29 protein-coding genes are annotated in these 25,450 nt (G+C 65.5%); 18 read left to right on the top strand and 11 right to left on the bottom strand.

Translation table 11 applies throughout. The features are described from left to right. The first annotated feature begins 20 nt into the window (after nucleotides 1–20). Together ON00_RS11215 and ON00_RS11220 are read left to right on the top strand one after the other, a co-directional pair. Nucleotides 21–539, top strand: coding sequence for a sterol desaturase family protein (locus tag ON00_RS11215; RefSeq protein ID WP_029622725.1), 519 nt, complete (start codon nucleotides 21–23; stop codon nucleotides 537–539). Beyond that, nucleotides 536–1,285, top strand: a complete 750-nt coding sequence (locus ON00_RS11220; protein WP_010405849.1) for a sulfite exporter TauE/SafE family protein — start codon at nucleotides 536–538, stop codon at nucleotides 1,283–1,285. The genes ON00_RS11215 and ON00_RS11220 overlap by 4 nt, the downstream gene beginning before the upstream one ends. 12 nt (nucleotides 1,286–1,297) lie before the next feature. On the opposite strand, the gene ON00_RS11225 is transcribed toward ON00_RS11220, so the two are convergent. Continuing rightward, complete coding sequence (locus ON00_RS11225) at nucleotides 1,298–2,233, bottom strand: ribose-phosphate pyrophosphokinase (protein WP_010405850.1); 936 nt, start codon at nucleotides 2,231–2,233, stop codon at nucleotides 1,298–1,300. A 136-nt stretch (nucleotides 2,234–2,369) separates the two neighbouring features. Between ON00_RS11225 and ON00_RS11230 the strand changes: the two genes are divergently transcribed. From ON00_RS11230 to ON00_RS11270, 9 genes are all read left to right on the top strand, one after another. Then, the gene (locus ON00_RS11230) at nucleotides 2,370–3,698 is read left to right on the top strand and encodes a glutamate--tRNA ligase (RefSeq protein ID WP_010405851.1); all 1,329 of its coding nucleotides are present in this window, start codon (nucleotides 2,370–2,372) and stop codon (nucleotides 3,696–3,698) included. Nucleotides 3,699–3,784: 86 nt separating this feature from the next. Then, nucleotides 3,785–4,456: an energy transducer TonB gene (locus ON00_RS11235; RefSeq protein WP_010405852.1), complete on the top strand. Its 672-nt coding sequence runs from the start codon at nucleotides 3,785–3,787 to the stop codon at nucleotides 4,454–4,456. 63 nt (nucleotides 4,457–4,519) lie between these two features. Then, nucleotides 4,520–4,870, top strand: coding sequence for a hypothetical protein (locus ON00_RS11240; protein WP_010405853.1), 351 nt, complete (start codon nucleotides 4,520–4,522; stop codon nucleotides 4,868–4,870). Between the two features lie 2 nt (nucleotides 4,871–4,872). Beyond that, a complete protein-coding gene (ribD, locus tag ON00_RS11245) occupies nucleotides 4,873–5,859 on the top strand; it encodes a bifunctional diaminohydroxyphosphoribosylaminopyrimidine deaminase/5-amino-6-(5-phosphoribosylamino)uracil reductase RibD (protein ID WP_010405854.1) in 987 nt (328 codons plus the stop codon). Between the two features lie 4 nt (nucleotides 5,860–5,863). After that, on the top strand, nucleotides 5,864–6,484 hold the full coding sequence (locus ON00_RS11250) for a riboflavin synthase (protein ID WP_010405856.1): 621 nt from the start codon (nucleotides 5,864–5,866) through the stop codon (nucleotides 6,482–6,484). After that, a complete protein-coding gene (ribB, locus tag ON00_RS11255) occupies nucleotides 6,471–7,619 on the top strand; it encodes a 3,4-dihydroxy-2-butanone-4-phosphate synthase (RefSeq protein WP_010405857.1) in 1,149 nt (382 codons plus the stop codon). The genes ON00_RS11250 and ribB overlap by 14 nt, the downstream gene beginning before the upstream one ends. Then, nucleotides 7,619–8,140, top strand: a complete 522-nt coding sequence (locus ON00_RS11260) for a CYTH domain-containing protein (RefSeq protein WP_010405858.1) — start codon at nucleotides 7,619–7,621, stop codon at nucleotides 8,138–8,140. The genes ribB and ON00_RS11260 overlap by 1 nt, the downstream gene beginning before the upstream one ends. A 2-nt stretch (nucleotides 8,141–8,142) precedes the next feature. Beyond that, on the top strand, nucleotides 8,143–8,562 hold the full coding sequence (gene ribH / locus ON00_RS11265; RefSeq protein ID WP_010405859.1) for a 6,7-dimethyl-8-ribityllumazine synthase: 420 nt from the start codon (nucleotides 8,143–8,145) through the stop codon (nucleotides 8,560–8,562). 136 nt (nucleotides 8,563–8,698) lie between these two features. Continuing rightward, a complete protein-coding gene (locus ON00_RS11270) occupies nucleotides 8,699–10,072 on the top strand; it encodes a cytochrome P450 (RefSeq protein ID WP_010405860.1) in 1,374 nt (457 codons plus the stop codon). 27 nt (nucleotides 10,073–10,099) lie between these two features. Here the strand turns inward: ON00_RS11270 and ON00_RS11275 are convergent, their stop codons facing one another. Then, nucleotides 10,100–11,188: an alkene reductase gene (locus ON00_RS11275; RefSeq protein WP_010405861.1), complete on the bottom strand. Its 1,089-nt coding sequence runs from the start codon at nucleotides 11,186–11,188 to the stop codon at nucleotides 10,100–10,102. Between the two features lie 54 nt (nucleotides 11,189–11,242). Here ON00_RS11275 and ON00_RS11280 point away from each other — a divergent pair, with 54 nt between their 5' ends. The 6 genes from ON00_RS11280 to ON00_RS11305 are packed head-to-tail and all read left to right on the top strand — an operon-like array spanning nucleotide 11,243 to nucleotide 17,197. Then, a complete protein-coding gene (locus ON00_RS11280; RefSeq protein WP_029622728.1) occupies nucleotides 11,243–12,157 on the top strand; it encodes a DMT family transporter in 915 nt (304 codons plus the stop codon). 9 nt (nucleotides 12,158–12,166) lie between these two features. Then, entirely contained in the window at nucleotides 12,167–12,844 is a 678-nt protein-coding gene (locus ON00_RS11285; RefSeq protein ID WP_010405863.1) for a COQ9 family protein, read from the top strand. A gap of 57 nt (nucleotides 12,845–12,901) precedes the next feature. Then, nucleotides 12,902–13,189: a FeoA family protein gene (locus ON00_RS11290; RefSeq protein WP_010405864.1), complete on the top strand. Its 288-nt coding sequence runs from the start codon at nucleotides 12,902–12,904 to the stop codon at nucleotides 13,187–13,189. A 1-nt stretch (nucleotide 13,190) separates the two neighbouring features. Continuing rightward, a complete protein-coding gene (feoB, locus tag ON00_RS11295) occupies nucleotides 13,191–15,065 on the top strand; it encodes a ferrous iron transporter B (RefSeq protein ID WP_211207121.1) in 1,875 nt (624 codons plus the stop codon). Between the two features lie 24 nt (nucleotides 15,066–15,089). After that, complete coding sequence (gene ssb, locus ON00_RS11300) at nucleotides 15,090–15,641, top strand: single-stranded DNA-binding protein (protein ID WP_010405866.1); 552 nt, start codon at nucleotides 15,090–15,092, stop codon at nucleotides 15,639–15,641. Nucleotides 15,642–15,697: 56 nt separating this feature from the next. Next, the gene (locus ON00_RS11305) at nucleotides 15,698–17,197 is read left to right on the top strand and encodes a PAS domain-containing protein (protein WP_010405868.1); all 1,500 of its coding nucleotides are present in this window, start codon (nucleotides 15,698–15,700) and stop codon (nucleotides 17,195–17,197) included. Nucleotides 17,198–17,200: 3 nt separating this feature from the next. Here the strand turns inward: ON00_RS11305 and ON00_RS11310 are convergent, their stop codons facing one another. The 5 genes from ON00_RS11310 to ON00_RS11330 all read right to left on the bottom strand — a co-directional run bounded on the left by ON00_RS11310 (nucleotide 17,201) and on the right by ON00_RS11330 (nucleotide 21,425). Then, nucleotides 17,201–17,596, bottom strand: coding sequence for a response regulator (locus ON00_RS11310; protein ID WP_010405869.1), 396 nt, complete (start codon nucleotides 17,594–17,596; stop codon nucleotides 17,201–17,203). 75 nt (nucleotides 17,597–17,671) lie between these two features. Further along, nucleotides 17,672–18,274, bottom strand: coding sequence for a methionine biosynthesis protein MetW (gene metW / locus ON00_RS11315; RefSeq protein ID WP_010405870.1), 603 nt, complete (start codon nucleotides 18,272–18,274; stop codon nucleotides 17,672–17,674). Further along, nucleotides 18,271–18,696 (bottom strand): GNAT family N-acetyltransferase, encoded by a 426-nt coding sequence (locus ON00_RS11320; protein ID WP_010405871.1) that lies wholly within the window; start codon nucleotides 18,694–18,696, stop codon nucleotides 18,271–18,273. The genes metW and ON00_RS11320 overlap by 4 nt, the downstream gene beginning before the upstream one ends. Next, on the bottom strand, nucleotides 18,693–19,826 hold the full coding sequence (gene metX / locus ON00_RS11325; RefSeq protein ID WP_010405872.1) for a homoserine O-acetyltransferase MetX: 1,134 nt from the start codon (nucleotides 19,824–19,826) through the stop codon (nucleotides 18,693–18,695). Before metX ends, ON00_RS11320 begins: the two co-directional genes overlap by 4 nt. A 27-nt stretch (nucleotides 19,827–19,853) precedes the next feature. Then, a complete protein-coding gene (locus ON00_RS11330; protein WP_010405873.1) occupies nucleotides 19,854–21,425 on the bottom strand; it encodes a flavin monoamine oxidase family protein in 1,572 nt (523 codons plus the stop codon). Nucleotides 21,426–21,510: 85 nt separating this feature from the next. On the opposite strand from ON00_RS11330, the gene ON00_RS11335 reads away from it, so the two are divergent. After that, nucleotides 21,511–22,419: a prephenate/arogenate dehydrogenase family protein gene (locus ON00_RS11335; RefSeq protein WP_029622732.1), complete on the top strand. Its 909-nt coding sequence runs from the start codon at nucleotides 21,511–21,513 to the stop codon at nucleotides 22,417–22,419. 14 nt (nucleotides 22,420–22,433) lie between these two features. On the opposite strand, the gene ON00_RS11340 is transcribed toward ON00_RS11335, so the two are convergent. Genes ON00_RS11340 through ftsE form a run of 4 tightly spaced genes read right to left on the bottom strand, consistent with a single transcriptional unit; the run spans nucleotide 22,434 to nucleotide 25,292 of the window. Further along, nucleotides 22,434–23,156: a lysophospholipid acyltransferase family protein gene (locus ON00_RS11340; protein ID WP_010405875.1), complete on the bottom strand. Its 723-nt coding sequence runs from the start codon at nucleotides 23,154–23,156 to the stop codon at nucleotides 22,434–22,436. Next, entirely contained in the window at nucleotides 23,153–23,689 is a 537-nt protein-coding gene (locus ON00_RS11345; RefSeq protein WP_010405876.1) for a YdcF family protein, read from the bottom strand. The genes ON00_RS11340 and ON00_RS11345 overlap by 4 nt, the downstream gene beginning before the upstream one ends. Continuing rightward, complete coding sequence (locus ON00_RS11350; RefSeq protein ID WP_010405879.1) at nucleotides 23,686–24,579, bottom strand: cell division protein FtsX; 894 nt, start codon at nucleotides 24,577–24,579, stop codon at nucleotides 23,686–23,688. The genes ON00_RS11345 and ON00_RS11350 overlap by 4 nt, the downstream gene beginning before the upstream one ends. Beyond that, nucleotides 24,576–25,292 carry a cell division ATP-binding protein FtsE gene (gene ftsE / locus ON00_RS11355; RefSeq protein ID WP_010405880.1) on the bottom strand — a complete coding sequence of 239 codons (717 nt, stop codon included), beginning with the start codon at nucleotides 25,290–25,292 and terminating at the stop codon, nucleotides 24,576–24,578. The genes ON00_RS11350 and ftsE overlap by 4 nt, the downstream gene beginning before the upstream one ends. Nucleotides 25,293–25,450 lie beyond the last annotated feature (158 nt).

A 25,450-nucleotide genomic window follows, 5' to 3' on the forward strand; every position in this document is an offset into this window, starting at 1 on the left:
CGGCTCGCTATATCATGTCCATGTCCTGGATCATCGGCCCGCTGCTGTTCATCGCCACCGTCGCCGGAATGGAGGGGTTCGCTTACGGCGCGCACCGCTGGCTGATGCATGGGCCGGGCTGGTTCCTGCATAAAAGCCACCACCGCCCGCGCACCGGCCATTGGGAGCTGAATGATCTGTATTTCGTGATCTTCGCAGCACCCTCGATCACGCTGTTGCTCGGCGGCGTGCAATGGGGCTGGGGCGACTGGACGATCTGGGTCGGCGCCGGGATTGCAGCCTATGGCGCCATCTATCTCGGCTTTCACGATGTGATCGTCCACAAGCGCTTCAACCACCGCTATCTGCCGAAATCGGCCTATATGAAGCGCATCATTCAGGCGCACCGGCTGCACCATGTGGTGGAAACCAAGGGCGGGACCGTCAGCTTCGGCTTTCTGGTCGCACCAAGCCCTGAAGCGCTGAAGGCCGAACTCAAACGCCGCGGCCATGCCGGCGTGCGCGCCGCAACACAGCAGGCAACCCCCGTTTCCCCTTGAACGAGAGCGCTTTCTTCTACGCGCTGGCGATTCCAGCGGTGTTGCTGCTCGGCCTGTCCAAGGGTGGCTTTGTCGGGCTTGGCGCGCTGTCGCTGCCGCTGCTGGCGATGGCGATCTCACCGGTACGCGCGGCTGCGATCCTGCTGCCGATCCTGATCGTGCAGGACGTGGTTGGCGTATGGGCGTTCCGGCGCGATTGGGATGCGGGTATATTGGGCTGGATGCTGCCGGGTGCCGCGATCGGGATCGCGCTCGGCTATCTGTTTGCCGCGCAGGTTCCAACTACGGCAGTGCTCGCGCTGGTCGGGGCGATCTCGGTGGTGTTCGGTCTGTACCGGCTATGGGCCGACCGGCGCGGCGCAGTCGCGGTCGGGGCCCATGCGCCGGGTTGGGTCGGTACGCTGCTGGGCATTGCCTCAGGCTTTACCAGCCAGGTTGCCCATGCCGGACAACCGCCCTTTCAAATCTATGTGCTGCCGCGCCGCCTGCCACGCGATGTGCTGGTCGGTACCACCGCGATCTTCTTTGCCGCGGTCAATTGGATCAACGTGCCGGCCTATTGGGCGCTCGGCCAGTTCAACCGCGACACGTTGGGCGTGGCGGCGCTGCTGCTGCCGGTCGCGATAGCGTCAACCTTTGCCGGTGTCTGGCTGGTGCGCCGCGTGTCGCCCGCACGCTTTTACACCGCCATCTATGCGCTGATGGTGCTGGTCGGAGTGAAGCTGATCTGCGACGCGCTGGCCTGAGCTCCCGCGCCCTCAGTCAAACAGCGACGACACAGAGCTTTCATCGGCGATGCGGCGGATCGCCTCGGCGAGCAGCGGGGCGATCGTCAGATGGCGGATCTTCTTGGCGGCGGCGACAATGTCATGGCTGCCGAGCGAATCGGTGATCACCAGTTCCTCGAGCGCCGAGCTTTCGACGCGCGCCACCGCACCACCCGACAGCACGCCGTGCGTGATATAAGCAGCGACGCCCTCGGCCCCCGCTTGCTTGAGCGCAGCGGCGGCGTTGCACAGCGTGCCGCCCGAATCGACGATATCGTCGATCAGAATGCAGAAACGGCCCTCGACCTCACCGATGATGTTCATCACCTCGGATTCGCCCGCGCGCTCGCGTCGCTTGTCGACGATCGCGAGGGGCGCATTGTCGAGTCGCTTGGCCAGCGCGCGCGCGCGCACCACGCCGCCGACGTCAGGCGAAACCACCATCAGATTGCGCTTGCCATAGCGCGTGAGAATATCCGCCGACATCACCGGCGCGGCGAACAGATTGTCGGTCGGGATATCGAAAAAGCCCTGGATCTGCCCGGCGTGCAGATCGACCGAGAGCACACGGTCAGCGCCCGCGACGGTGATGAGATTGGCGACGAGCTTGGCCGAAATCGGGGTGCGCGGCCCCGGCTTGCGGTCCTGCCGGGCATAGCCGAAATAGGGGATGACGGCGGTGATGCGCTTGGCCGAGGCGCGTTTCAGCGCATCGATGCAGATCAGCAATTCCATCAGATTGTCGTTCGCCGGATAGCCGGTCGATTGCAGCACGAACACATCCTCGCCGCGCACATTCTCGCGGATTTCCACGAAAATCTCTTCATCGGCAAAGCGGCGGACCAAGGCGTCGGTCAACGGCAGTTCGAGATAGGACGCGATATCGCGCGCGAGGGGCAAGTTCGAATTGCCGGTCATCAATTTCATGGCGTTCGAAACTCCCTGTCGTCCCCATGCCCCGCGTCTGGCTGCGCGCGCTCTTGGCAAAGCGTCCTTTAGGCGCGGGCTTTGCGCGCGGTAAAGGGGCATTGCCGCACGAACCAGCGCTGCCTAGAGCAAATCCATGACCATTCGCACCCGTTTCGCCCCCTCGCCCACCGGTATGCTGCATGTCGGCAATATCCGCACCGCGCTCCACAATTGGGTGTGGGCGCAAGCGCAAGGCGGGGAATTCTGGCTGCGCATCGACGATACCGATGCCGAACGCAGCGAGGAACGCTTCGTCGACGCGATCCGCGCCGATCTCGCCTGGCTTGGCCTCACCGCGCACGGCGAAGAACGCCAGTCGGCGCGGTTCGCGCTCTATGAGGCACGCTTTGCCGCGTTGCGCGCGGCGGGCCGGGTCTATCCGGCGTATGAAACCGCGCAGGAACTCGATCTCAAGCGCAAGATCGCCGCCGGGCGCGGCTTGCCGCCGATCTATGATCGCGCAGCGCTGGCTTTGTCGGATGCCGACCGCGCCAGAGTGGAGGCCGACGGCATCGCCCCGCATTGGCGCTTCAAGCTCGATCATGACACGCCGATCGTCTGGGACGATTTGATTCGCGGGCCCCAGAAATTCGATGCGGCAACGATGAGCGACCCGGTGATCCGCCGCGCCGATGGATCGTGGCTGTATATGCTCCCCTCGGCGATCGACGATGCCGAGATGGGCATCACCCATGTCGTGCGCGGCGAGGACCATGTCTCCAACACCGCGCTGCAATTGCAGATGTTCGCGGCGATGGGCGTCGCCGCCCCTGCCTTCGCGCATGAAGCGTTGCTGGTCGGCTCCGAGGGCAAATTGTCGAAGCGGCTTGGCTCGCTCGGTGTCGAGCATTTCCGCGAGGTCGGGATCGAGCCCGCCGCCGTGCGCGCGTTGCTCGCGCGAATCGGGACGAGCCTGCCGGTCGAACCATTGGTCGACACCGCCGCGCTGGTCGCAACCTTCGATTTCGCCAAATTCGGCCGCGCGCCTGCGCGCTTCGACGAGGCGGAACTGGCCGGGCTCAATGCCAAAATCGTCCACCAGCTCGATTTCGCCAGCGTGGCTGAGCGGCTGCCAGCGGGCATGGGCGCGGCGGAATGGGAAGCGGTGCGACCGAACCTCTCGACCGTTGCCGAGGCAGCGGACTGGTGGAAGGTGATCGAAGGGCCGATCGACGCGGTGCGCGACCCCGCCGATGCCGATTTCCTCGCCGCCGCCGCGCGCCATATGGCCGCAATGCCGTGGGGTGCCGATCCGTGGCACGCGCTGACCGCCGCGTTGAAGGGCGAGACCGGACGCAGCGGCAAGGCGCTGTTCCTGCCGCTGCGCCGCGCGCTGACCGGACGCGACCACGGCCCCGACATGAAGGCGCTGCTGCCGTTGATCGGTCGCGATCGTGCGGCAGCGCGGCTTTCCACGATCTGATATAATGTCTCTTGCGTCGTAAATGTTATGATGTAACATTCTCTCCTGTCCGGCGTGCGACCGGACGCCATAGTGGGAGAGAAACGATGTACGCAGATCGTTATTCCAGCCGCCAAGGCCTCAGCCCCGGGGGTGTCGGTTTCGCGCTCGGCGCGAGCGGGGTGCTGCTGTTCGGGCTTTCGCTGACCGCCCCCAGTCTCGTCACCCGTCTGGTCGATCCGCCGCTGACGACCATCAACATCCCCATCCCGACCGATCCGCCACCGCCGGAAAAGACCCAGCCCGCGCCGCATCTGAAGGACCCAATCCCGACCAACCCGCCGCCGGAAACCGTTGACAGTTCCAAACAGCAATCCACGACCGACCTCACCGCCGCCGCCTTGCCGATCGCTCCTCCCTCCAAGATCGAGGTGGAGGTCGGCAGCGGCGCTGGCGAGGTTCACACCGGCACCCCGCCACACCTTCCGACGATCGTCGCGCCCCAGCTCGATTCGCGCTACGCGACCCTGTTTCAACCCGCTTACCCGAGCGACGAACGCCTGGCTGGCCACACGGGCCGAGTCGTCGTGCTTGTGCTGATCGGGACGGACGGGCGCGTGAAGGAGGTGCGGCAACTCAGCGCCGCCAGCACCGCCTTTTTCGAGGCAACGCGCAAGCAGGCACTGACCAAATGGCGCTTCACGCCGGGCACGCGCGACGGCGTGCCGGTCGAGGCATGGCGGACGATGGCGGTGCGCTTTGAACTCGATGGCGACTAGCAGACCGTGGTTACGGTGCGGCGGGGGTGGCATCGGTGCCCCGCCGCGCCTATCTCCCTTTCCATGAACTTTCTGCGCTATTTCTCCCCGCTGCGTGCCTGGCGCGATCTGCGTTATTACATCGTCACGCGGCAGCGGCATCAGCTCGGCTTCATGGGCGTCGCGCTGGCGCTGACCTATGTGATGGTGGTCGGCGTGATTTATGAATCGCGGATCCCGCCCAAACCCTATCACCGCGACATCATCTATGTGCAGCAATGGCGGCTCGACCGCACCGATGCCGAAATCGTCGCGCAGCAGAAGATCGACGGCATCGAACAGACCAAGCGCGAAAATGAGCTAAAGCGGCTGCAGGCCGAACGGCGCGCGCAGTTCAAGAAAGTGAATGACGGCCTCAAGGCTTACGGGCTCTGAGCATGATCGACGACCATCGTTGGATGGGGGCCGCGCTCGCACTCGGCGACCGCGGGCGCGGGCGCACCGCCCCCAACCCCAATGTCGGCTGCGTGATCGTGTCCGACGGCCGCGTCGTCGGGCGCGGCTGGACCCAGCCCGGCGGACGCCCCCATGCCGAGGCGATGGCGCTGGCTGAGGCCGGTGAAAAGGCGCGCGGCGCGTCGGTCTCTGTCACGCTGGAACCCTGCGCGCATGTCTCGCCGCGCGGCCCCGCGTGCAGCGATCTGCTGCAACTGGCGGGCGTGGCGCGGGTGGTGGTGGCGTTGGGGGACCCCGATATGCGCACCAACGGCGCGGGTATCGCGCGGCTGCGCGACGCCGGAATCACGGTCGAGGTCGGCGTGCGCGCCGACGAAGCGCGCCGGGCGATGGCGGGATTTCTCGCTCGACGCCTGCTCGCACGCCCGCAGGTCACGCTCAAACTCGCGCTGTCGCTCGACGGCGCGATGGCGCTGGCGTCGGGGCAAAGCGTCTGGATCACCGGTCCAGAAGCCCGCGCGCACGCGCACCTGGAACGCGCGCGCCACGAAGCGATTGTGGTTGGACGCGGCACATTTGAGGCAGATGCTCCGACCCTCGACGTTCGACTCGCCGGCCTGGAGGCGCGCAGCCCGCGACGCCTGCTCCTGTCGCGCACCGAAGCCGATGGCTGGACGCGCCTCGCTGCACCCGCCGACATTGCAACGCTCGATTCGGTCGATCATGTGCTGGTCGAAGGTGGCCCGGCGGCCGCCGCCGCCTTTCTCTCCGCCGACCTGGTCGATCGGCTGTTGCTGTATCGCGCCCCGATCCTGATCGGCGGCGGACGCACGCTGCCCGACATTGGCCTCACCGATCTCGCCGACGCGCATGGCCGCTGGTGCCTGATCGATTCGCGGAGCCTTGGCAGCGACCGGCTCGAGGTTTACGAGCGCGTAAGGGAGCCTGCACCAGGCGAAAGAGGATAGCGCGATGTTCACCGGCATCATCACCGATATCGGCACGATCGACCGGGTCGAGGCGCGCGGCGACCGGCGCATCTTCGTGCGGACGGACTATGATATGGCAGGCGTCGATCTCGGCGCGTCGATCGCCTGTTCGGGCGTGTGCCTCACCGTCGTCGACAAATCGGGCGCAGGCGAGCCCGGCTGGTTCGCCGCCGACGTCTCGGGCGAAACCGTCTCGCGCACGCCGCCCGAGCAATGGACCGCCGGACGCCGCCTCAACCTCGAACGCGCGCTGAAGCTCGGCGAGGAACTGGGCGGACATATCGTGACCGGCCATGTCGATGGCATCGGCACCGTGGTCGGCGTTCATCCCGAAGGCGACTCGTGGAAAATCGACATTGCGGTGCCCGCCGATCTTGCGCCCTTCGTCGCGCAAAAGGGGTCGATCACCGTCGATGGCGTGTCGCTGACGGTCAATGCCGTCGCCGATCACGGTGCCACCTCGCATTTTTCGCTCAACATCATTCCGCACACCCAGGCGATGACCACGCTGGGCGATCTGCAACCCGGTGCCGCCGTCAATATCGAGATCGACGTCCTCGCCCGCTATTTGAAACGCATGGAGCATTATCGTGCCACAGCCTGAAGTCGCGCGTCTGCGCCATGGGTTCCTGTCCAGCCCCGAGGAGTTGATCGACGAGGCCCGCAATGGCCGCATGTTCATCTTGGTCGATGACGAAGACCGCGAGAATGAGGGCGATCTGGTCATCCCGGCACAAATGGCGACGCCCGAGAAGATCAACTTCATGGCCAAATATGGTCGCGGGCTGATCTGCCTCGCCATGACCAAGCGGCGCGTCGATGAGCTGGGCCTTGGGCTGATGAGCCGCCACAATGGCACGCGGCACGAAACCGCCTTCACCACCTCGATCGAGGCGCGCGATGGGGTCACCACCGGCATTTCCGCTGCCGACCGCGCCCGCACCATCTCGGTTGCGATCGATTCGTCCAAAGGCAAGGACGAGATCGTCACGCCCGGTCACATCTTCCCGCTGGTCGCGCGCGATGGCGGCGTGCTGGTGCGCGCCGGCCATACCGAGGCGGCAGTCGACGTCGCACGCCTGGCCGGGCTCAACCCGTCGGGCGTGATCTGCGAGATCATGAACGAGGACGGCACGATGAGCCGCCTCGACGATCTCGTCACCTTCGCGCAATTCCACAATCTCAAGATCGGCACGATCCGCGACTTGATCGCCTATCGCCGCCGTCACGACCATCTCGTCGAGAAGCGCGCCGAAATGGCGTTCGAGTCGAAATGGGGTGGCCAGTGGAAGGCGATGACCTTCCACAACAAGGCGACCGGCGACGAGACGATCGCTTTGGTCAAGGGCAAGATCGACCCGGCCAAGCCGACCTTGGTGCGGATGCACACAGCCTCCTATTTCGTCGACATGTTCGGCGAGGTGTCCGAACGCTCGGGCCTGCTCTCGCGCTCGATGGAAGTGATCGCCGAGGAAGGGGCCGGCGTCATCGTCGTGATCAACCGCCCGATGAAGGATTCGGTCACGCGCTTCATCAAGCTGCGCGGCGAGGGCAAGGGCGCGGGCGCGCCCGAGGTCGAGGAACTGCGCGATTACGGCGTTGGCGCGCAGATTCTGGCCGAATTGGGCGTTGAAGAAATGGTGCTGCTGACCAACACCCATCATGCGCTGGTCGGCCTCGAAGGCTATGGCCTGTCGATTGTCGACGAGCGCGCGATTCCCGGTACTGGAGGCGAATAATGCGCACCGGGATCGACGAGGCACGCGATCCCAAATATGCGCATATCGAACGCGAGCGGCGCTGGCTGGTCGATCCCGCGATACGACCCGACCTGTCGGCGCTGCCGTACGTTCTGATTGAGGACCGCTACATCGCCAACACACGGATGCGTTTGCGGCGAATGACGGCAAGCGCCAGCGGCGAGCAGGCTTTGAAGCTCACCAAGAAATACGAATGCAGCGATCCGCTCGCGCGACCGATTGTGACCACGTACCTGACCCAGGACGAGTATGCGCTGCTGGAGACGCTGCCTGCTGCCGTCCTCATCAAGCGGCGCTATGAGGTGATGGATCAAGGAATCACGTTCGGACTCGATCAATTCCTCGGCGCGTTGGCACCGCTGGAACTCGCCGAGATTGAATGGAGCGACGATGCGGGATTAACGGCCTTGCCCTCACCCAGTTGGGCAGTCCGCGACATCAGCGACGACCCGCGCTATCAAGGCGGCGCAATTTCGCATTCTGGCATTCCCAAGGATTGATCGTGGCAAAGATTCTCATCGTCGAAGCCCGCTTCTACGACCATCTCAACGACATGCTGCTCGACGGCGCGCGCGCCGCAATCGAGGAAGCGGGCCATAAGCACGAGACGATCACCGTGCCGGGCGCGCTGGAGATTCCCGCCGCCGTCGCGCTGGCGTCGGAGAGCGGGGCCTATGATGCGTTCGTCGCGCTGGGCGTCGTCATTCGCGGCGAGACCTATCATTTCGAGATCGTCGCGGGCGAAAGCGCACGCGGACTGATGGCGCTGTCGATGGACGGGCTGCCGATCGGCAACGGCATTCTGACCACCGAAGATGAAGCGCAGGCGATCGTCCGCGCCGACCGCGCGCAGCTCGACAAGGGCGGTGCAGCCGCCAAGGCAGCGCTGGCGATGCTGGCGCTGAAGCACCGCTTCGGCTGAGCGGCGCAGCGGGTCCGGTATTTGTTCATTCCTTAAGCGCTTCCCCGGCCTTCGCCGGGGAAGTGTGGTAAAGGTGGGGCCTTCCCACCATCCCGCCGCTTACTTATACTGGTGTCAATAAGCGGGAGAGTGATCGATGGCCTATGCGCACACCTTTCAGGCGAACCCCCATTGGCTGCCCCGCCAAAAGCAGTCCGCGATCCATGCCATTCCCGGCGAGGACGGGCTGCCTTTCATCGGCAATACCTTCCGCATGCTCCGCGATCCCGTCGCCTTCGGCAAACGGATGATCGACACGTACGGCCCGGTGTTCCGCAACAATGCCTTTGGCGGGCCGACCGTGACGCTCGTCGGTCCCGATGCCAACGAACTGGTGCTGTTCGACCGCGATCGCGTGTTTTCGTCCGAACAAGGCTGGGGCCCGTTGCTCAATCTGCTGTTCCCGCGCGGGCTGATGCTGATGGATTTCGAAAAGCACCGCGCCGACCGCAAGGTGATGGCGGTGGCGTTCAAGCCCGAGCCGATGCGCCATTATGCCGAGACGCTGAATGCCGGGATTTCGCGTGCCGTCGCGACCTGGGGCAACAAACCCGTTCGCTTCTATGACGCGATCAAGGAACTGACGCTCGATCTGGCGGCGGAGAGCTTTCTCGGTATGCCGCTCGGGCCCGAGGCGACGCGGATCAACCAGGCCTTTGTCGATGAAGTGCAAGCGTCGATCACGCCGATCCGCATTCCGCTACCGGGATCGCAAATGCGCAAAGGCGTGCGCGCGCGCGCCTATCTGATCGACCTGTTCGCGCGCGAAATCCCGGCGCGGCGGGCTGGCGAGGGCCAGGATTTCTTCTCGCAATTCTGCCGCGCGACCGGCGATGACGGCCAGCCGCTGCCCGCCGATGCGATTGCCGATCATATGAACTTCCTGATGATGGCGGCGCACGACACCATCACCTCCTCGGCGACCAGCCTGATCATGCTGCTGGGGCGCAATCCCGACTGGCAGGAGAAACTGCGCGCCGAGATCGCCGACCTCGGGATGAATGCGGAGGGTGCGCTGCCGTATAGCCAACTCGACCGGCTCGAATTGACCGACATGGCGTTCAAGGAAGCGCTGCGGCTGATCCCGCCAGTGCCCTCACTGCCGCGACGCTCGATCAAGCCGTTCGATTTCGGCGGCTATCATATTCCAGCCGGCACCACGGTTAGCGTGAGCGTCGCCTATACCCACACCATGCCCGAGCTGTGGCCGGATCCGCAACGCTTCGATCCGCTGCGTTTCACGCCGGAAGCGGTGCGGGCGCGGCACAAATATGCGTGGGTGCCCTTTGGCGGCGGCGCGCATATGTGCCTGGGGCTGCATTTCGCGACAATGCAGATCCGCATTCTGGTGGCGCAATTGCTCAGCCGCTACCGCATCGAACTCGACGAGGGCGCGGGGGCGCAGTGGCAGGCCTGGCCGATCCCACGACCGAAGGATGGCCTGCCACTACGCTTTGTCCCGCTTGGCTGATCCTCCCCGGCGCGGGGAGGATCGGCGTTACGCCGTCGCCGTTTCCAGCGCGGGATAGTCGCTATAGCCTTCCGCGCCCTGGCTATACCACGTCGCGGGATTGCCCTCAGCCAGCGGCGCGCCCGTGCGCAGGCGTTCGGGCAGGTCGGGATTGCTGATGAATGGGCGACCGAAGGCGATGGCATCCGCCACCCCCGAATCGATCGCCGCCTGGGCTTGCGCCACGCTGCGATAATCCGAGTTCAGCACCAGGGGTTTGGAGAAGACCTGGCGGATCGCCGGGCTGACCTTGGGCACGTCGGTGCGGCCGAAGGTGCCGTCGGGGCCGGGTTCGCGCAGTTCGAGGAAGGCGATGCCGATCTCGTCGAGCGCCTTCGCCGCCGCAGTGAACAAGGCTACCGGATTGCTGTCATCCACCCCTTGCGAATCGCCATTGGGCGACAGGCGGATCGAGGTGCGCTCGGCCCCCGCGACAGAGGCAACGCGCTCGGTCACTTCGCGCATCAGACGGATGCGGTTTTCGATGCTGCCGCCATAAATGTCATCGCGGAAATTGGCGTTGTCGCGCAGGAACTGGTCGATCAGATAGCCGTTCGCGCCGTGGATCTGCACCCCATCGAAGCCAGCGCGGAGCGCGTTCTTCGTGGCATGTTCGTAATCGGCCAGCAGGCGCGGGATTTCGGCGAGTTCGAGCGGGCGCGCGACTTCGAAATCCTTCTTGCCTTCATAGGTATGCGCCTGGCCCGCAGTGCGCGTGGCGGAGGACGAAACCGGTGCCACGCCGGTGACCGACGAATGCACCTGCCGCCCCATATGCCACAATTGCACGACGATATGGCCGCCGCTCGCATGGACTGAATCGGTGACGGCTTTCCAATGCTCGACCTGTTCGTCGGTCCACAGGCCCGGTGCAAACGGCCAGCCCAGACCTTCGCGGCTGATGCCGGTTGCTTCGGTGATGATCAGCCCGGCGCTCGCGCGCTGGGTATAATAATCGACCATGATGTCGGTGGGCACGGCATCGCGCGTGGCGCGCCCGCGCGTGAGCGGTGCCATCAGGATCCGGTTGGGGGCATGGATCGTACCGAGCTGGATCGGGTCGAAGAGGCTGGGCATTGCGGACAAGTCCTTTTGCTGTGACGCACCATAAATAGGGGGCTACAGGGCCGCATGCACGACACCCAGCGCAAAAGAATAACTGTTACGCCTGCAATATCCGCCAGCACGCTCGCGCTTCTTGCGGTGATTGTCGCCAATGCGGCGCTGGCATTCGGGCCGTGGTTCGTGCGTTTGTCCGATACCGGCCCGGTCGCGTCCGCCTTCTGGCGGATCACCCTCGCCGCGCCATTGCTCGTCGGGGCGGCCTTGTCACCGCGTTGGCGAGCCGTGGGTACCACGCCGCGCCGCCTTTCGCCCGGCCTGTGGTGGATGATCGCGCTGGGCGGCCTGTGCTTTGCCGCCGATCTGGCGAGCTGGCACCTCGGCATCCTGCGCACCACGCTCGCCAATGCGACCTTGCTCGGCAATGTCGCGACGCTGATGTTCCCACTCTATGGCTTCGTTATCATGCGGGCATGGCCAACGCGCCTGCAGGGCCTTGCCTTGGCCCTCGCCGCGATTGGCGCGGGGCTGCTGTTGGGGCGGTCCTATCAGCTCGACCCGCAGCATCTCGTCGGCGACCTGCTCTGCCTTCTCGCCGGGTTGCTCTATACGGCCTATTTCATCCTCATGGCCCGCGTGCGCGCGGTGCTCGCCCCGCTCCCGGCGCTGGCGCTGTCGACGGCGGCGAGCATCGTGCCCTTGCTGTGCTTTGCGCTGCTGCTCGGCGAGAAACTGCTGCCAACCGATTGGGCACCGCTGATCGGCCTTGCGCTGGTGAGCCAGATCGTCGGCCAGGGGTTGATGATCTATGGACTCGGGCGTTTGCCGCCATTGACGGTCGGGCTTGCCCTGCTCGTGCAGCCGATGGTCGGCACGCTGATTGGCTGGATCGTCTATCACGAACAGCTCGGTTGGGCCGATGGGATAGGTACGCTGCTGGTCGCGATTGCGCTGGTGCTGGTCAGCCGCCGCGCGCGCGCCTAGATAAACGGCATGACAGACTCGATCGCCCCCACGCCGCTGGCCGATGCAACGCTCGATGAAATCCGCGCAGCCCTCGCCCCGCTGATCGCCGCCAATGCCGGGTTTGACGGGTGGGGCGACGACGCGCGCGATCTCGCGGCCGACAGTGCCGAAGTCGACCGCGATGTTGCGCGACTCGCCTTTCCCGGTGGTGCGGTCGACATGGTGGAGGCATGGTTCGCCCATATCGACCATGCGATGGTGCAGAGCCTGCCGGCCGAGCGGCTCGCAACGATGAAGATTCGCGACAAAATCACCGCGCTGGTCGAGGCGCGCCTCGCCGAAACCGCGCCTGACCGCGAGGCGCTGCGGCGCGCGCTCGCGCTGCTCGCTTTGCCACAGAACGCCGCGCGCGGGGTGAAGCTTGGCTGGCACGCCGCCGACGTGATGTGGCGCGCCGCCGGGGATGTGGCGACCGACTATAACCACTATACCAAGCGGGCGATGCTGGCGGCGGTGTATGCGGCGACCGTCACGGTGTTCCTCGACGACGAAAGCGATGGCTATGCCGACACCCGCGCCTTTCTCGCGCGGCGGATCGCGGGGATCATGCAGTTCGAGAAAGCCAAGGCGAAGCTGCTCGGCCGCACCGAATTGCGCCCGAGCCTGTCGCGCTTCATCGGGCGACTGCGCTACCCCGCAGTTTGAGAGTGATTCGCATTTAAAGCTGGCATTGCGCTCGCGTCATTGATAATCAGTCGCATCATGGATATGTCCAACCCGGTGAAGACTGCGTCGTCGCTTCCATTGCTCAGCCTCGAGTCGCTGCCGCAGCGGCAATGCGCGACGGTGTCCGCGATCGATTGGGCACATTTGTCGACCCCCGAAGCGCGGCGCTTGCGCGAACTGGGTTTCGATGAAGGCGTCGGCGTCGAGGTGCTGCACCGCGCCAGCCTCGGCAACGGGCCGATCGCGTGCCGGATCGGGCGGATGACCGTCGCGCTGCGCCGCGCCGTCGCGGGTGCCGTCCTCGTTTCGCCCGTCACGCGCTAACATGCCCCCCGTCCCCGGTGCCGCGCCCTTGGTGGCGCTGGTCGGCAATCCCAATGCCGGCAAGAGCGCGCTGTTCAATGTCCTCACCGGCGCGCGCCAGAAGGTCGGCAATTATCCCGGCGTCACGGTCGAGCGCCATTCGGGCAAATTGGCGCTGCCCGATGGCCGCATCGTCGATCTGGTCGATCTGCCCGGTGCCTATAGCCTCGAACCGTCGAGCCCCGACGAGCGCGTGACGCGCGACTTCGTGACCGGCACGCAAGTCGGCGAGCGCTTGCCCGATGCGCTGGTGGTGGTGGTCGATGCCTCCAATCTCGACAATCATTTGCGCTTCACGCTGCAATTGATCGCGCTCGGGCTGCCGGTGGTGGTGGCGCTCAACATGTTCGATCTGGCCGAACGCGACGGGCTGACGCTCGATCCGGCACGGCTGTCAACCGAACTCGGCGTGCCTGTTGTGGCGACGGTGGCGGTGCGGCGGCGCGGGCTCGATGAGTTGAAGGCGAAGCTCGGAACGATCATCGACGAAGGTGCGGCGATCCGGCTGCGGCCGAGCAATGGCACGATCGGCGAGGACATCGTCACGCTGCAGCGCCGCGCGCGCAAGATAGCCGCCGCCGCGACGGTATCGGAGGCCCCGGTGCGGCGCTGGACGCACGCGCTCGATTCGGTCGCTCTGCACCCGATCTTTGGGCTGATGCTGCTGTTCGCGATCCTGTTCGTGATGTTCCAGGCGGTGTTTTATGCAGGGGCCGACCCGGCTGACGCGATTGCCGCCGGGTTTGACTGGCTGAGCGCCCAGGTGAAGGGCGCGATGCCCGATTCGGTGCTGCGCTCGCTCATCACCGATGGCATCATCGCCGGCGTCGGCGCGGTGGTGAAGTTCCTGCCGCAGATTCTGATCATGTTCTTCTTCATCCTGGTGCTGGAGGCGAGCGGCTATATGGTCCGCGCTGCCTTCCTGATGGACCGGGTGATGGCGAGCGTCGGTCTGTCGGGCCGCGCGTTCATCCCGCTGCTGTCGAGCTTCGCCTGCGCGGTGCCCGGCATCATGTCGACGCGCACGATCGAGGATGAGAAGGACCGGCTGACCACCATTCTGGTCGCGCCGTTGATGACCTGTTCGGCGCGGTTGCCGGTGTACACGCTGGTGATCGGCGCACTGATCCCCAACACCAAGGTGCTGCCGTTCGTCGGCTTGCAGGGGCTGGTGATGCTCGGCCTCTACATCATGGGCGTGGTCGGGGCGTTCGTCGTGGCGCTGGTGCTGCGCCGCACGGTGACCAAGGGCGCGTCGTCGGGCTTCATGATGGAAATGCCCAAATATCAGTTGCCGCGCGCGCGCGACCTGGCGCTGGGCCTGTGGAGCCGTGCCGAGATTTTCCTGAAGCGCGCGGGCACGACCATCGCCTTCACCACGATCGTGCTGTGGGCGCTGCTCAGCTTCCCCAAGCCGCCCGACGGCAGCCCCGTCTCGGCGGTCAATTATTCGGTCGCCGGGCGCATTGCCAATGGAATCGAACCCGCTTTCCGCCCGATCGGCTTCAACCGCGACATCGTGCTGGCGCTGATCCCGGCCATGGCGGCGCGCGAAGTCGCAGTGGCGGCGCTCGGCACGGTCTATGCCATTGATACCACAGGCGACAAGGATGAGGCCAAGATGGCGCAGACGCTGCACGCGCGCTGGAGCCTGCCGACCGCGCTCGCTTTCCTGATGTGGTTCGTCTTCGCGCCGCAATGCATCTCGACGATTGCTGTCACAAGACGGGAGACCAATGGCTGGAAGTGGCCTGCCTTCATGGTTGGCTATTTGTTCGCGCTCGCCTACATCGCTGCAGGAGCGGTTTATTGGGCCGCCATCGGACTCGGGCTTTAGCCCCGGACAGCGCAGGAACAGACTATGGCGGGCGGCAGCGTCAACAAGGTAATCATCGTCGGCAATCTCGGGCGCGACCCGGAAAGCCGCACCTTCCAGAATGGCGGCAAGGTCGTGAACCTGCGCATCGCCACGTCGGAAACGTGGAAGGACAAGAATACCGGCGAGCGCAAGGAACAGACCGAATGGCATTCGGTCGCGATCTTCAACGAAGCATTGGGCGGCGTGGCCGAGCGCTATCTGCGCAAGGGCTCCAAGGTCTATATCGAAGGCGCGCTGAAGACGCGCAAATGGCAGGACGCCAGCGGTGCCGACAAATATTCGACCGAGATCGTGCTGCAGGGCTTTAACGGCGTGCTGACGATGCTCGACGGTGCGCCCGGTTCGGGCGGCGGTGGCGGCGGCGGCGGTGGACCGCGCGACGATTTCGGCGGCAATGACGATTTCGGTGGCGGCTCCAGCGGCGGCTATGGTGGCGGCAATCGTGGTGGGTCGCGCGGCGGCGGGGCCCCGGCCGGTGGCGGCGCGGCGCGCGGCGGCTTTGCCGACGATCTCGACGACGACGTGCCGTTCTGAACCGAACGCGCGCCGCCGCGTTACGCTCTGCAATGACTGACTCCCCCTCTCCCGCCATGTCCAACAGCTCGGGCTGGCGGAATGACGAACGCGCGCGCGCAGCTGCCATCGCCGAATATGGGTTGGAAGGGCTGCGCGACGACGCCGCCCTGAAGCGGATCACCGATTTTGCAGCGGCACTATGCGACGCCCCGATTGCCTTGGTCAGCATCGTCGAGGAGCACCGCCAGACGTTCCTGTCGCGAACGGGGGTCGAGGCGACCGAGACTCCGCGGGAAACCTCGTTTTGCGCGCACGCGATGGTGCTCGACGATCTGCTCGAAGTGCCAGACGCGACGCGCGATCCGCGCTTTGCCGACAATGCGCTGGTTACCGGCCCGCTTGGAATTCGCTTTTACGCGGGCGTGCCGCTTGTCCGCGACGACGGGCTCCCGCTCGGCGCGCTGTGCGTGATCGATACGGCACCGCGCGCTGGCCTGAGCGATCTTCAGCGTCAGGGGCTACGCGTGCTTGCCGCCGACGTTCTGGCACGACTGAGCGACAACCGGAGCGCCGCGCAATCGCGCGCTGCGCTCGACGATAGCGAAGGGCGCTTTCGCGTCCTCGCCGACACGATGCCGCAAATGGTCTGGTCAACCCGACCCGACGGTTTCCATGATTATTACAATGCCCGCTGGTATGAATTTACCGGAATGCCGGTTGGCTCGACCGATGGTGCGGAATGGAACGGCATGTTTCACCCGGACGACCAGGATCGCGCCTGGGCGGTATGGCAAGAATCGCTGGCAACCGGCGCGCCATATCAGATCGAATATCGCCTGCGCCGCGCCGACGGCCAATATCGCTGGACGCTCGGCCGCGCGCTGCCCATGTATGACGAGAGCGGCACGATCGTTCGCTGGTTCGGCACCTGCACCGACATCCATGAGCAAAAGGAAGCCAGCGAGCAGCGCGAAATCGTCGCGCACGAGCTGAGCCACCGCATCAAGAATATCTTCGCGGTGATTTCGGGTTTGATCAACCTGTCCGCGCGCAGCAACCCCGGTTTTGGCCCGATCGCCAGCGACTTGCGCGAGCGTGTCACGGCGCTCGGCCGCGCGCATGATTTCGTGCGGCCGCACAGTGCGCAGTCGCGCCCGTCGGCGTCGCAGAACAGCCTGCATGGTCTGCTGAGCGAGCTGTTCCTGCCCTATCAGCCCGAAACGTCCCCTCGCATCTTTGTGCAGGGTGCCGATTTCGAAATTGATGACCGCTCGGCGACCCCGCTCGCGTTGCTGTTCCATGAACTCGCCACCAACGCGATGAAATATGGGGCCTTGTCGAGCGACGCTGGCGTGGTTGAGGTCGCGACCCGTCGCGATGGCGAACACGCGGTACTGGAATGGCAGGAGCGCGACGGCCCCGCCGTCACGGTTCCCACCAAGACCGGGTTCGGCTCGCAATTGATCGAACTGAGCGTCGTGCGCCAATTGGGCGGGACGATCGACCAGCGTTGGGCACCGGATGGGCTCCGCGTGGCCATCACCATTCCCAATCCGGCGCTGCGCCGGAACTGAGCCTTAGCTGGTGAGCGGAACGAAGTCGCCGGCGGCGACGGTGTCGACCTCGGCCGAGGCGCTGGCGATCGCCGCCGCAGCCAGGATCGCCGCTTCGCTGAACGGCTTGCGGACATAGCCGAGCGCCCCGCTCGGATGCGCGATCTGGCCGGGATTGGCGGTAACGAACACGACCTTGACCCCATAATCTTTCGCCAGCGTGCGGGCCAGTTCGGGTCCGGTCGGGCCGTCGCGGAGATTGATATCCACCAGCGCGAAACTGCAGTCGCTGGCGGCGTCGAGCGCGCCGTCGCGGTCCGCCGCAATCGCCTTCACCGCATAACCGGCATCAACCAGAATGCGTTCGAGGTCGAGCGCTACAAAAATCTCGTCTTCGACAATCAGGGCGGTGGCGGGCATGGCGTTTTTTTCATTCGCATTGGGGGTTTGGGACTATCTAACCCGGTATCGGGGGTGATGGTTCCTTGATCTCGCTCAATCCTTTCGGACGACCCCACCCAATTTGAACACCGCATGTTCGGCCAGCAAGTTCGCCTGCACCGATCCGGTCTGCTGATCGCCGGACAGGAACCAGGCACCCTGCACCTCAATCCCGCGCGCCTTCACGAACGCGCGAAAATCCTCGATCGTGACGTGGTGGATGTTGGGGGTATCGAACCATTGCTCCGGCAGCAGCCGCGTCACCGGCATCCGCCCGCCCCACAATAGCGACATGCGCACGCGCCAGTGGGCGAAATTGGGAAAGGAGACGAACGCTTGCCGACCGACCCGCAGCAAATGATCGAGCACGACGTCGGGGCGGCGTGCGGTCTGCAAGGTCTGGCTTAGGATCGCGTAATCGAAGCTCGCATCGGGATAATCGGCGAGATCGATATCGGCATCACCCTGAATCACCGACAAGCCGCGCGACACCGCCGCCGCGACATTCGCCGAATCCAGCTCCAGTCCGCGCGCATCGACGCCCTTGCTATCGCGCAGCGCCGCCATCAGCGCGCCATCGCCGCAGCCAACGTCGAGAATGCGACTGCCCGGCGCGACATGGTCGGCGATGATCGCAAGATCCGGACGCAATGTCATGCGCGCAGGCTCGCGGCAAAGGTTGGATCGAACCGTTCCATATAGTTTTCCGGTCGGATCGGCGCGTTAAACCCAAGTGCTGCGTAAACGCCGTGCGCGTCGCGTGTGACCAGGGCGATGCGGCGGATGCCGTGATAGCGCGGATGATCGACGAACCATTGCACCATGCGCCGCCCGAGCCCGGCACCGCGCGCCTCATCGTCGACCCACACGTCGGCGATCCAGGCGAAGGTCGCATAATCGGTGATCGCTCGCGCATAGCCAAGCTGCACCCCATCCCGGTACGCACCGAGACAATGCGACCCGGCGATGGCGCGCTCGACCAGATCACGCGCGATACCCGGCGACCAATAACTGGAGGCGAGCCAGCCATGCACGCGGGCCACGTCGAGCAACGCCGTGTCGTCTGACAGTTCGATCATGCCCCCGCCCTCAAAAACCCGTCGACCACGCGGTTCATCTCGGGTGCGTCGAGCAGAAAGGCGTCATGGCCGTACGGACTCGACAGTTCGACGAAGCTGACCGGCGCACCCGCTGCATTAAGCGCGTGCACGATCGCGCGCGAGGCCGGGGTCGGATAGAGCCAGTCGGTATCGAAACTGACCAGGCAAAAGCGCGCCTTGGTCGCGCGAAAAGCGTTGGCGAGATGCCCGCCATGCTCGCTCGCCAGATCGAAATAATCGGTAGCGCGGGTGATATAGAGGTAGGAATTGGCGTCGAACCGGTCGACGAAGCTGATGCCCTGATGCCGCAAATAGCTTTCGATCTGGAAATCGGCATCGAAACCAAAGCTGATCGCGCCATCGGGCCGATCGGGCCGCTGCTGCAAGCGCCGCCCGAACTTTTCGGTCAGGCCGGCCTCTGACAGATAGGTGATGTGCGCCGCCATGCGCGCCACGGCGAGCCCCGCCGCCGGCGGATCGCCCGTTTCATAATAGGCACCGCCGCGCCACTTCACATCGGCCATGATCGCTTGTCGGCCAACTTCGTGGAACGCGATGTTCTGCGCACTGTGCCGCGCCGTGGAGGCGATCACCACGGCGGCGCGCACGCGATCGGGGAAGGTGGCGGGCCAGCTCAGCGCCTGCATCCCGCCCATCGATCCGCCGATCACCGCCGCCAGCGTGGCAATGCCGAGATGATCCAGCAGGAGCGCCTGCGCGCGCACCATGTCGCGAATGGTGATGACCGGAAAGGCCATGCCCCAATGCGTGCCCGTTGCCGGGTTGATCGTGGCCGGGCCGGATGACCCCATGCAACTGCCAATCACATTGGTGCAGATGACAAAATGCCGCGCCGGATCGACGGGCTTGCCCGGGCCCACCATGCGCGCCCACCAGCCGGGCTTGCCGGTCACCGGGTGCGGCGAGGCGACGTGCTGATCCCCGGTCAGCGCGTGGCAGATCAGCACCGCATTGCTGCGATCGGCGTTCAGCGTACCGTAGGTTTCGTAAGCGATCTCGACCGGCGACAGCAGCGCCCCGCCATCGAGCCTGAGCGGCCCGGGCAAACGTACATGGCGGGCAAGCCCGAAACGCGCATCTTCCGTCATTGCGCGCTGGTTAGGATCATGCGGCGATCAACTCAAGCGTCGCGCATGCGCCCGGCTCGCGATGATGGTTGAGGCGGCGAGGCGTCCGGTCTGGGCGCTGCCATTCATATAGCCAGGATATGCGTCGGAGAGATGTTCGCCCGCGAAGAGAACGGGGCCGGCACCCACGGGCGGCTTCACAATGCCATTGACCTCGGTCCAGATCAGCCGCCCGAAGCGCGTCAATTGGCCCGGCCGGAAATTGACATAGGCCCCCATCGCCATCGGATCGCGGTGCCAGTTGGTGCGGCGCACGAATGGCCCCGTCGCGGCCAGCATCCCGGGCACGCCGGGTTCTGCCTGGACGGCATATTTGGCGGTCAGCGATAACGGCTCGGGTCGGTCGGCCGCCGCCACTTGCGCACCGCCCAAAAACCACGTCCACATATCACCCGACGCGCCGCCGCCGCGCACGCTGCCGTCCCAGCCGCTTGCCACGCCCGCGCGCGCATTGGTTTGCCAGATGTCGCCACCGCGCCCGACCACCGCATCCCACGGGCGTGCCGTCATCCCGACCTGGACCTTCATGTTCATCCCCAACCCCACCTCGGCAATGAAGCGCGTCCACAAGGGCGGCAACGGCACGCGAAAATCGATGTTGCGCGTGATCGAGGCTGGGGTCGTCACGATCACGTTGGCGGCATCAACGGTCTTGCCATCGGCAAACACCAAGCGAACCCCCGCCCCGAACGGATCGATCCGGGTGACGCGGCGGTTGAGCTGAATGCGGGCCGACAGACGCGCCGCCATCGCATCGATCAACGCGCCGCTGCCGCCGGAGATCAGATAGCGCTCGTCGCTGCGGCCAAGAACGTCGATCCGCCGCCCTTTGACCGTCGGCAAGTTGAACACCAGTTCGATCGCCGACGCGTCATCCGGTTCCACCCCATATTCGGTGCGCGCGGTCGCCTCGATCAGGCGGCGGACCCACGGTTCGGGCATCAGATCGGCATGCCGGTCGAGATAATCGGTAAAGCTCAGCGCATCGAGCTCGGGCCCGACCCGCGCATAATCCTGGTCCATCCGCACCGAATCGGCGTCGATTTGCCCGGCAATCCCGCGCAAGGCCGCCGCCAGCTTGCTCTCCGGCACTTCCTTGCCGTCGGCCAGGATCATCGTGCGGTGCGGCGTGGCCTTGCGATCGATCAGCGCCAGACCGAATTCGCGGGTGAGCGCATGCATATCGGCATGGTCTGTATTGACCAGCTGCGCGCCTGCTTCGAACGTCGGCTTGCCCGGCTCGCGTGCGGTATAGACGCGCCCGCCCAGCCGCGCGCGCGCTTCATACAGACGCGCGTCGATCCCGGCGCAGGTGAGGTGCCACAAAGCGGTCAACCCGGCGATGCCTCCACCGATGATCGCCACCGGCCCGGCGCTGGGGGTCGCTGCCATGGCCGGGCGCGGCAACGCACTCGCCGCCCCCGCCGCCGCGAGCGCCGCTAAAACCGCGCGCCGCGTCTCGCCTGTTTCCCCCGCAACCGGTGCCGTAAGATGGGCGTCGGTAAGATTGGCCTGTCGTGCCATCGCCATCGCGCGCCAGACCGTTTCACTTCCCCGCATTCCTATCTCCCCACGCGGCCTCCTAGCAGGCCAGGCGGACAACGCCAGCTTGCCATTGGAATGAGCATCCGCCATGCGCGACGCCATGCTGCCCTTTGCCCGCATCACGATCATCGGTATCGGTCTTATCGGCTCCTCGATCGCCCGCGCGGCGCGCGCCGCGATGCCGACCGTCCGGCTGACCGGCTATGATGCCGACCCTGAGGTTCGGGCTATCGCCGATCAGCTCCAGCTGTTCGACGATGTCGCCGATAGCAGCGGTGCGGCGGTGATCGACGCCGACCTCGTCATCCTGTGCGTTCCGGTTGGCGCGATGGGGGCAGCCGCCGCTGATTTCGCCGCCGATCTGCCCGCCGACGCCGTGGTCAGCGATGTCGGCAGTTGTAAAGCCGAAGTGCTGCGCGCGCTGAGCGAAGCGCTGCCCGGGGCCACGATCATTCCCGCGCACCCCGTTGCGGGGACCGAGCGCAGCGGGCCCGAAGCAGGCTTTGCGACGCTGTTCCACAAACGCTGGTGCATTCTCACCCCGCCCGAGCATGCCGATCCGCTCGCCATCGCGCGCGTTGCCGAATTCTGGCGCAGATTGGGCGCGGAAATCGAGACGATGGCCCCCGACCATCATGACCGCGTGCTCGCCATTACCAGCCATTTGCCCCATCTGATTGCCTATACCATCGTCGGCACGGCGTCCGACATGGAGGAAGTTACCCAATCTGAAGTCATCAAATATTCGGCCGGTGGCTTTCGCGACTTTACCCGCATCGCCGCGTCCGACCCGACGATGTGGCGCGACGTGTTCCTGTCCAATCGCGAGGCGGTGCTCGACATGCTGCAGCGCTTCTCGGAGGATCTGACCGCGCTGCAACGCGCGATCCGTTGGGGCAAAGGCGACGAACTGTTCGATTTGTTCACCAAGACACGCGCGGTGCGGCGCGGCATTATCGAACAGGGGCAAGACGATCCGGCTCCGGACTTCGGACGCGCGCACGACTAGAAGCGCCTGCGGTGCTAGGTTTGCGGCGTATCCAAGGCGTTGATCGCCGCATGGACGCGCCGTTCGATCTCGGCGCGCGGCAGACCCGGCGGAATCGGGTCGCCAAAGCGGAACGTTACGACCCCCGGCACTTTGGCCCCGTGTTTCGGCCAGACCAGCCCGCTGTTGATCGCCACCGGCACCACCGGGATTTTGAGCATCTGGTACAGCCCGGCGAACCCCGCGCGCAGCGGCGGCTGTTCGCCGGGCGCAACGCGCGTCCCTTCAGGGAAAATCAGGATCGAGCGGTGCTCGGCCAGCGCGGCGCGCGCCTCGCGCAACATGCGCCGCAACGCGCCCGCCGATGCCTCGCGGTCCACCACGATCACGCCGTAGCGCCGCGCCGCCCAGCCCCATACCGGGATGTCGGTCAATTCCTGCTTCATCACGATCGCGGGGTTGCGCAGCATCCGCCCGAGTTCGAGCGTTTCGTACATCGCCTGGTGCTTGGCGGCATAGAGCACGGGCACGCCCCCGATATGGCCCGGCCCGGTCGTATCCCCAAAGCGAGCGCCTTCGATATTCTGGTGAATGCCAAGGATCGTGCGCGTCGCCCAGCCATGGAAGCGCGTCCAGAAATGCGTATGCACCACCATCGCGCGCCAGCCGAACAGCGCCGAGATCGGCGAGGTCAGCACGATCGGCACCGAGCCCCCGTAAAACACCAGCAGGAACAGCCAATTGCGCACAGCGATCACGTGACGGCCCCGATCAGCAAGGCGGCCTTGCGCAGGATGAGTTTGTTATATTCGCCGATCAGCACGGCATAACGCGGGCTGCTCGGTACGCCATCGCCGAACACGGTGGCGTCGCCATCCAGCGCATTGACCAATTCGAGCCGCGCCCGCGCCAGATGCCAATCAGAGGTCACCAGCCGCACCGTCTTGTAACCATGCGTGCGCACCCAGTCCGCCGTCTCGTCGGCATTGGAGCGGGTGTCGACGGCTTCATGGCCCAAATCAACGCAGCAGGCGAACAAAGCCGGGCTGACGCGATATTCATGCGCCAGTTCGGCGGGGCGGACTTCGGGCGCGACGCCGCTGATCAACATGCGTTTGGCCATATGCCCTTGCAGCAGCGCAAGACCGCGATCGATCCGCCCGGCCGAGCCCGTCAGCACGACGATCGCGTCGGTGCGCGGACCAGCGAGCGGCACCGGCATCGTCGCCAGAAACACCGCAAACCCCAGCATCCAGAGCAAGGCGAGCACCCCGAGAACCCGCGCGATCACAGATAGCGTCCAAGCGCGCCAAGCACCGCCTGCCGTGCCGCCAGCGTCGCCAGCACCGCGAACGCGAACGGCAACGCGCCCAGCAACACCCAATCGCGGGTGCCAAGCGAAAGCCCCCCCAAAAGGTCCGAGCCCAATGTCGTCAATTGCCAGCCGACCAGCAGCACCACGCCGACCGCCCCGATCGTGCCAAGCACACCGCCAATCAGCGTATCCAGCGCAATCCGGCGCTGAAACAGCCGCGCGACCTGCACATCGGTCGAGCCCAGCATGTGCAGGACCTCAATCGTGTCGCGGTGCGTTTCCAGCCCCGCGCGCGCCGCCAGGATGACCACCGCCGCGGTCGCCGCCGCCATCAACAACACCAGGCCCGCCGCGAGCAGCGTGACCATCCCCATGAAGCTGCGCACCGGCGACATCCAGCTTTCATGCCGGTCGATCCGCGCCGAGGGGGCAACCGCGCGCACGCCGTCGCGCACGCGCGCCACCGCCGCATCGCTGGCGGCGCGGAGATCGACATCGATCATCGCCGGAATCGGCAAATCGGGATCGGCCTCATCCGCCCCCAGCCACGGGCGCAGCAGCGTCGTCAGCTTGGCGCGATCGACCTCGACCGCACGGGTTACCACCGGATCGGTGCGCAGCACCGCTAGCGCGCGCTGCGTCTGGTCGAGGCGCTTGCTTTCCACCGCCTCGACAATCTGCACCGTCAACCGCCCGGCCAATTGCCGGTCGAGCAACGCCGCCGCGCCCAGCGTACCCAGCCCCAGCGCCGCCGCCAGCACTGTTAAAAACAGCATGATCGCCATGATCCACGTCATCGCCCGCGTGCCGCGACTTTCGTCGAGCAAGCGCCGGTCCGCCGCCGTTGCAATCACCTTCACGCTCATTCGCTGCCGCCCGGCGCGTTGGGCGGGGGAAAGCGCAGCGAACCGGTCGGATCGAGCAAGCGCCCATGATCGAGCCGCATCATATGCGCCTTCTGGATGCGCCCGAGCAGGTGGAAATCGTGCGTCGCGACCACGACTGTCGTGCCGAGGCGATTGAGCGAATCGAACAAATGCAGCAGCCGCTCCGCCATGTCGGGATCGACATTGCCGGTCGGCTCGTCGGCAACGAGGATTTCCGGGCGACCAATCACCGCGCGCGCAATCGCCACGCGCTGCTGCTCGCCGCCCGACAGCGTCGGCGGCTTGGCGTCGACGCGGTCGCTGAGCCCGACCCAGGCCAGCATCTCGCGCACCGGCGCCTCGACATCGCTTTCGGGCACGCCCGACACGCGCAGCGGCAAGGCGATATTGTCATAGGCCGAGAGATGCGGGACGAGGCGGAAATCCTGGAACACCACCCCAATCCGCCGCCGGAAGCCCGGCAAGCGCGATCGCGGCAAGGTCACCGCATCTTCGCCGAACAGCCGGATGCTGCCGCGCGTCGGGCGCTGCGCCAGATAGAGCAGCTTCAACAGCGACGTCTTGCCCGCCCCCGATGCGCCGGTCAGGAAATAAAATGCCCCGGTCGACAGCGTAAAGCTGACGTCGGACAGCGTCTCCTGGCCGGTGCCGTAGCGTAGCCCCACATTCTCGAACTGGACGATATTCGCCATGTGGCGCGTGCTGCTCGCTCTCTAATCAATGCCCTGCGCCTGCATCGCACGATCCGGCGCGCCGCCACAAGCGCGGGCAGCATGATCGACTTGCGAAAGGCTTGCCTAGCCCGGCTGCCTGGGCTTAGATTCGGCAGATACGTTGCCACAGGGCGGTA

This window comes from Sphingomonas echinoides ATCC 14820 (assembly GCF_000241465.1).
Classification (GTDB): Bacteria; Pseudomonadota; Alphaproteobacteria; order Sphingomonadales; family Sphingomonadaceae; genus Sphingomonas; species Sphingomonas echinoides.

Coding starts and splice junctions, on each gene's coding strand:
- ON00_RS11215 (WP_029622725.1), top strand. CDS start 21: ATGTCCTGGATCATCGGCCCGCTGCTGTTCATCGCCACCGTCGCCGGA.
- ON00_RS11225 (WP_010405850.1), bottom strand. CDS start 2,233: ATGAAATTGATGACCGGCAATTCGAACTTGCCCCTCGCGCGCGATATC.
- ON00_RS11230 (WP_010405851.1), top strand. CDS start 2,370: ATGACCATTCGCACCCGTTTCGCCCCCTCGCCCACCGGTATGCTGCAT.
- ON00_RS11235 (WP_010405852.1), top strand. CDS start 3,785: ATGTACGCAGATCGTTATTCCAGCCGCCAAGGCCTCAGCCCCGGGGGT.
- ON00_RS11240 (WP_010405853.1), top strand. CDS start 4,520: ATGAACTTTCTGCGCTATTTCTCCCCGCTGCGTGCCTGGCGCGATCTG.
- ribD (WP_010405854.1), top strand. CDS start 4,873: ATGATCGACGACCATCGTTGGATGGGGGCCGCGCTCGCACTCGGCGAC.
- ON00_RS11250 (WP_010405856.1), top strand. CDS start 5,864: ATGTTCACCGGCATCATCACCGATATCGGCACGATCGACCGGGTCGAG.
- ON00_RS11260 (WP_010405858.1), top strand. CDS start 7,619: ATGCGCACCGGGATCGACGAGGCACGCGATCCCAAATATGCGCATATC.
- ON00_RS11270 (WP_010405860.1), top strand. CDS start 8,699: ATGGCCTATGCGCACACCTTTCAGGCGAACCCCCATTGGCTGCCCCGC.
- ON00_RS11275 (WP_010405861.1), bottom strand. CDS start 11,188: ATGCCCAGCCTCTTCGACCCGATCCAGCTCGGTACGATCCATGCCCCC.
- ON00_RS11280 (WP_029622728.1), top strand. CDS start 11,243: ATGCACGACACCCAGCGCAAAAGAATAACTGTTACGCCTGCAATATCC.
- ON00_RS11285 (WP_010405863.1), top strand. CDS start 12,167: ATGACAGACTCGATCGCCCCCACGCCGCTGGCCGATGCAACGCTCGAT.
- ON00_RS11290 (WP_010405864.1), top strand. CDS start 12,902: ATGGATATGTCCAACCCGGTGAAGACTGCGTCGTCGCTTCCATTGCTC.
- feoB (WP_211207121.1), top strand. CDS start 13,191: ATGCCCCCCGTCCCCGGTGCCGCGCCCTTGGTGGCGCTGGTCGGCAAT.
- ssb (WP_010405866.1), top strand. CDS start 15,090: ATGGCGGGCGGCAGCGTCAACAAGGTAATCATCGTCGGCAATCTCGGG.
- ON00_RS11305 (WP_010405868.1), top strand. CDS start 15,698: ATGTCCAACAGCTCGGGCTGGCGGAATGACGAACGCGCGCGCGCAGCT.
- ON00_RS11310 (WP_010405869.1), bottom strand. CDS start 17,596: ATGCCCGCCACCGCCCTGATTGTCGAAGACGAGATTTTTGTAGCGCTC.
- metW (WP_010405870.1), bottom strand. CDS start 18,274: ATGACATTGCGTCCGGATCTTGCGATCATCGCCGACCATGTCGCGCCG.
- ON00_RS11320 (WP_010405871.1), bottom strand. CDS start 18,696: ATGATCGAACTGTCAGACGACACGGCGTTGCTCGACGTGGCCCGCGTG.
- metX (WP_010405872.1), bottom strand. CDS start 19,826: ATGACGGAAGATGCGCGTTTCGGGCTTGCCCGCCATGTACGTTTGCCC.
- ON00_RS11330 (WP_010405873.1), bottom strand. CDS start 21,425: ATGCGGGGAAGTGAAACGGTCTGGCGCGCGATGGCGATGGCACGACAG.
- ON00_RS11335 (WP_029622732.1), top strand. CDS start 21,511: ATGCTGCCCTTTGCCCGCATCACGATCATCGGTATCGGTCTTATCGGC.
- ON00_RS11350 (WP_010405879.1), bottom strand. CDS start 24,579: ATGAGCGTGAAGGTGATTGCAACGGCGGCGGACCGGCGCTTGCTCGAC.
- ftsE (WP_010405880.1), bottom strand. CDS start 25,292: ATGGCGAATATCGTCCAGTTCGAGAATGTGGGGCTACGCTACGGCACC.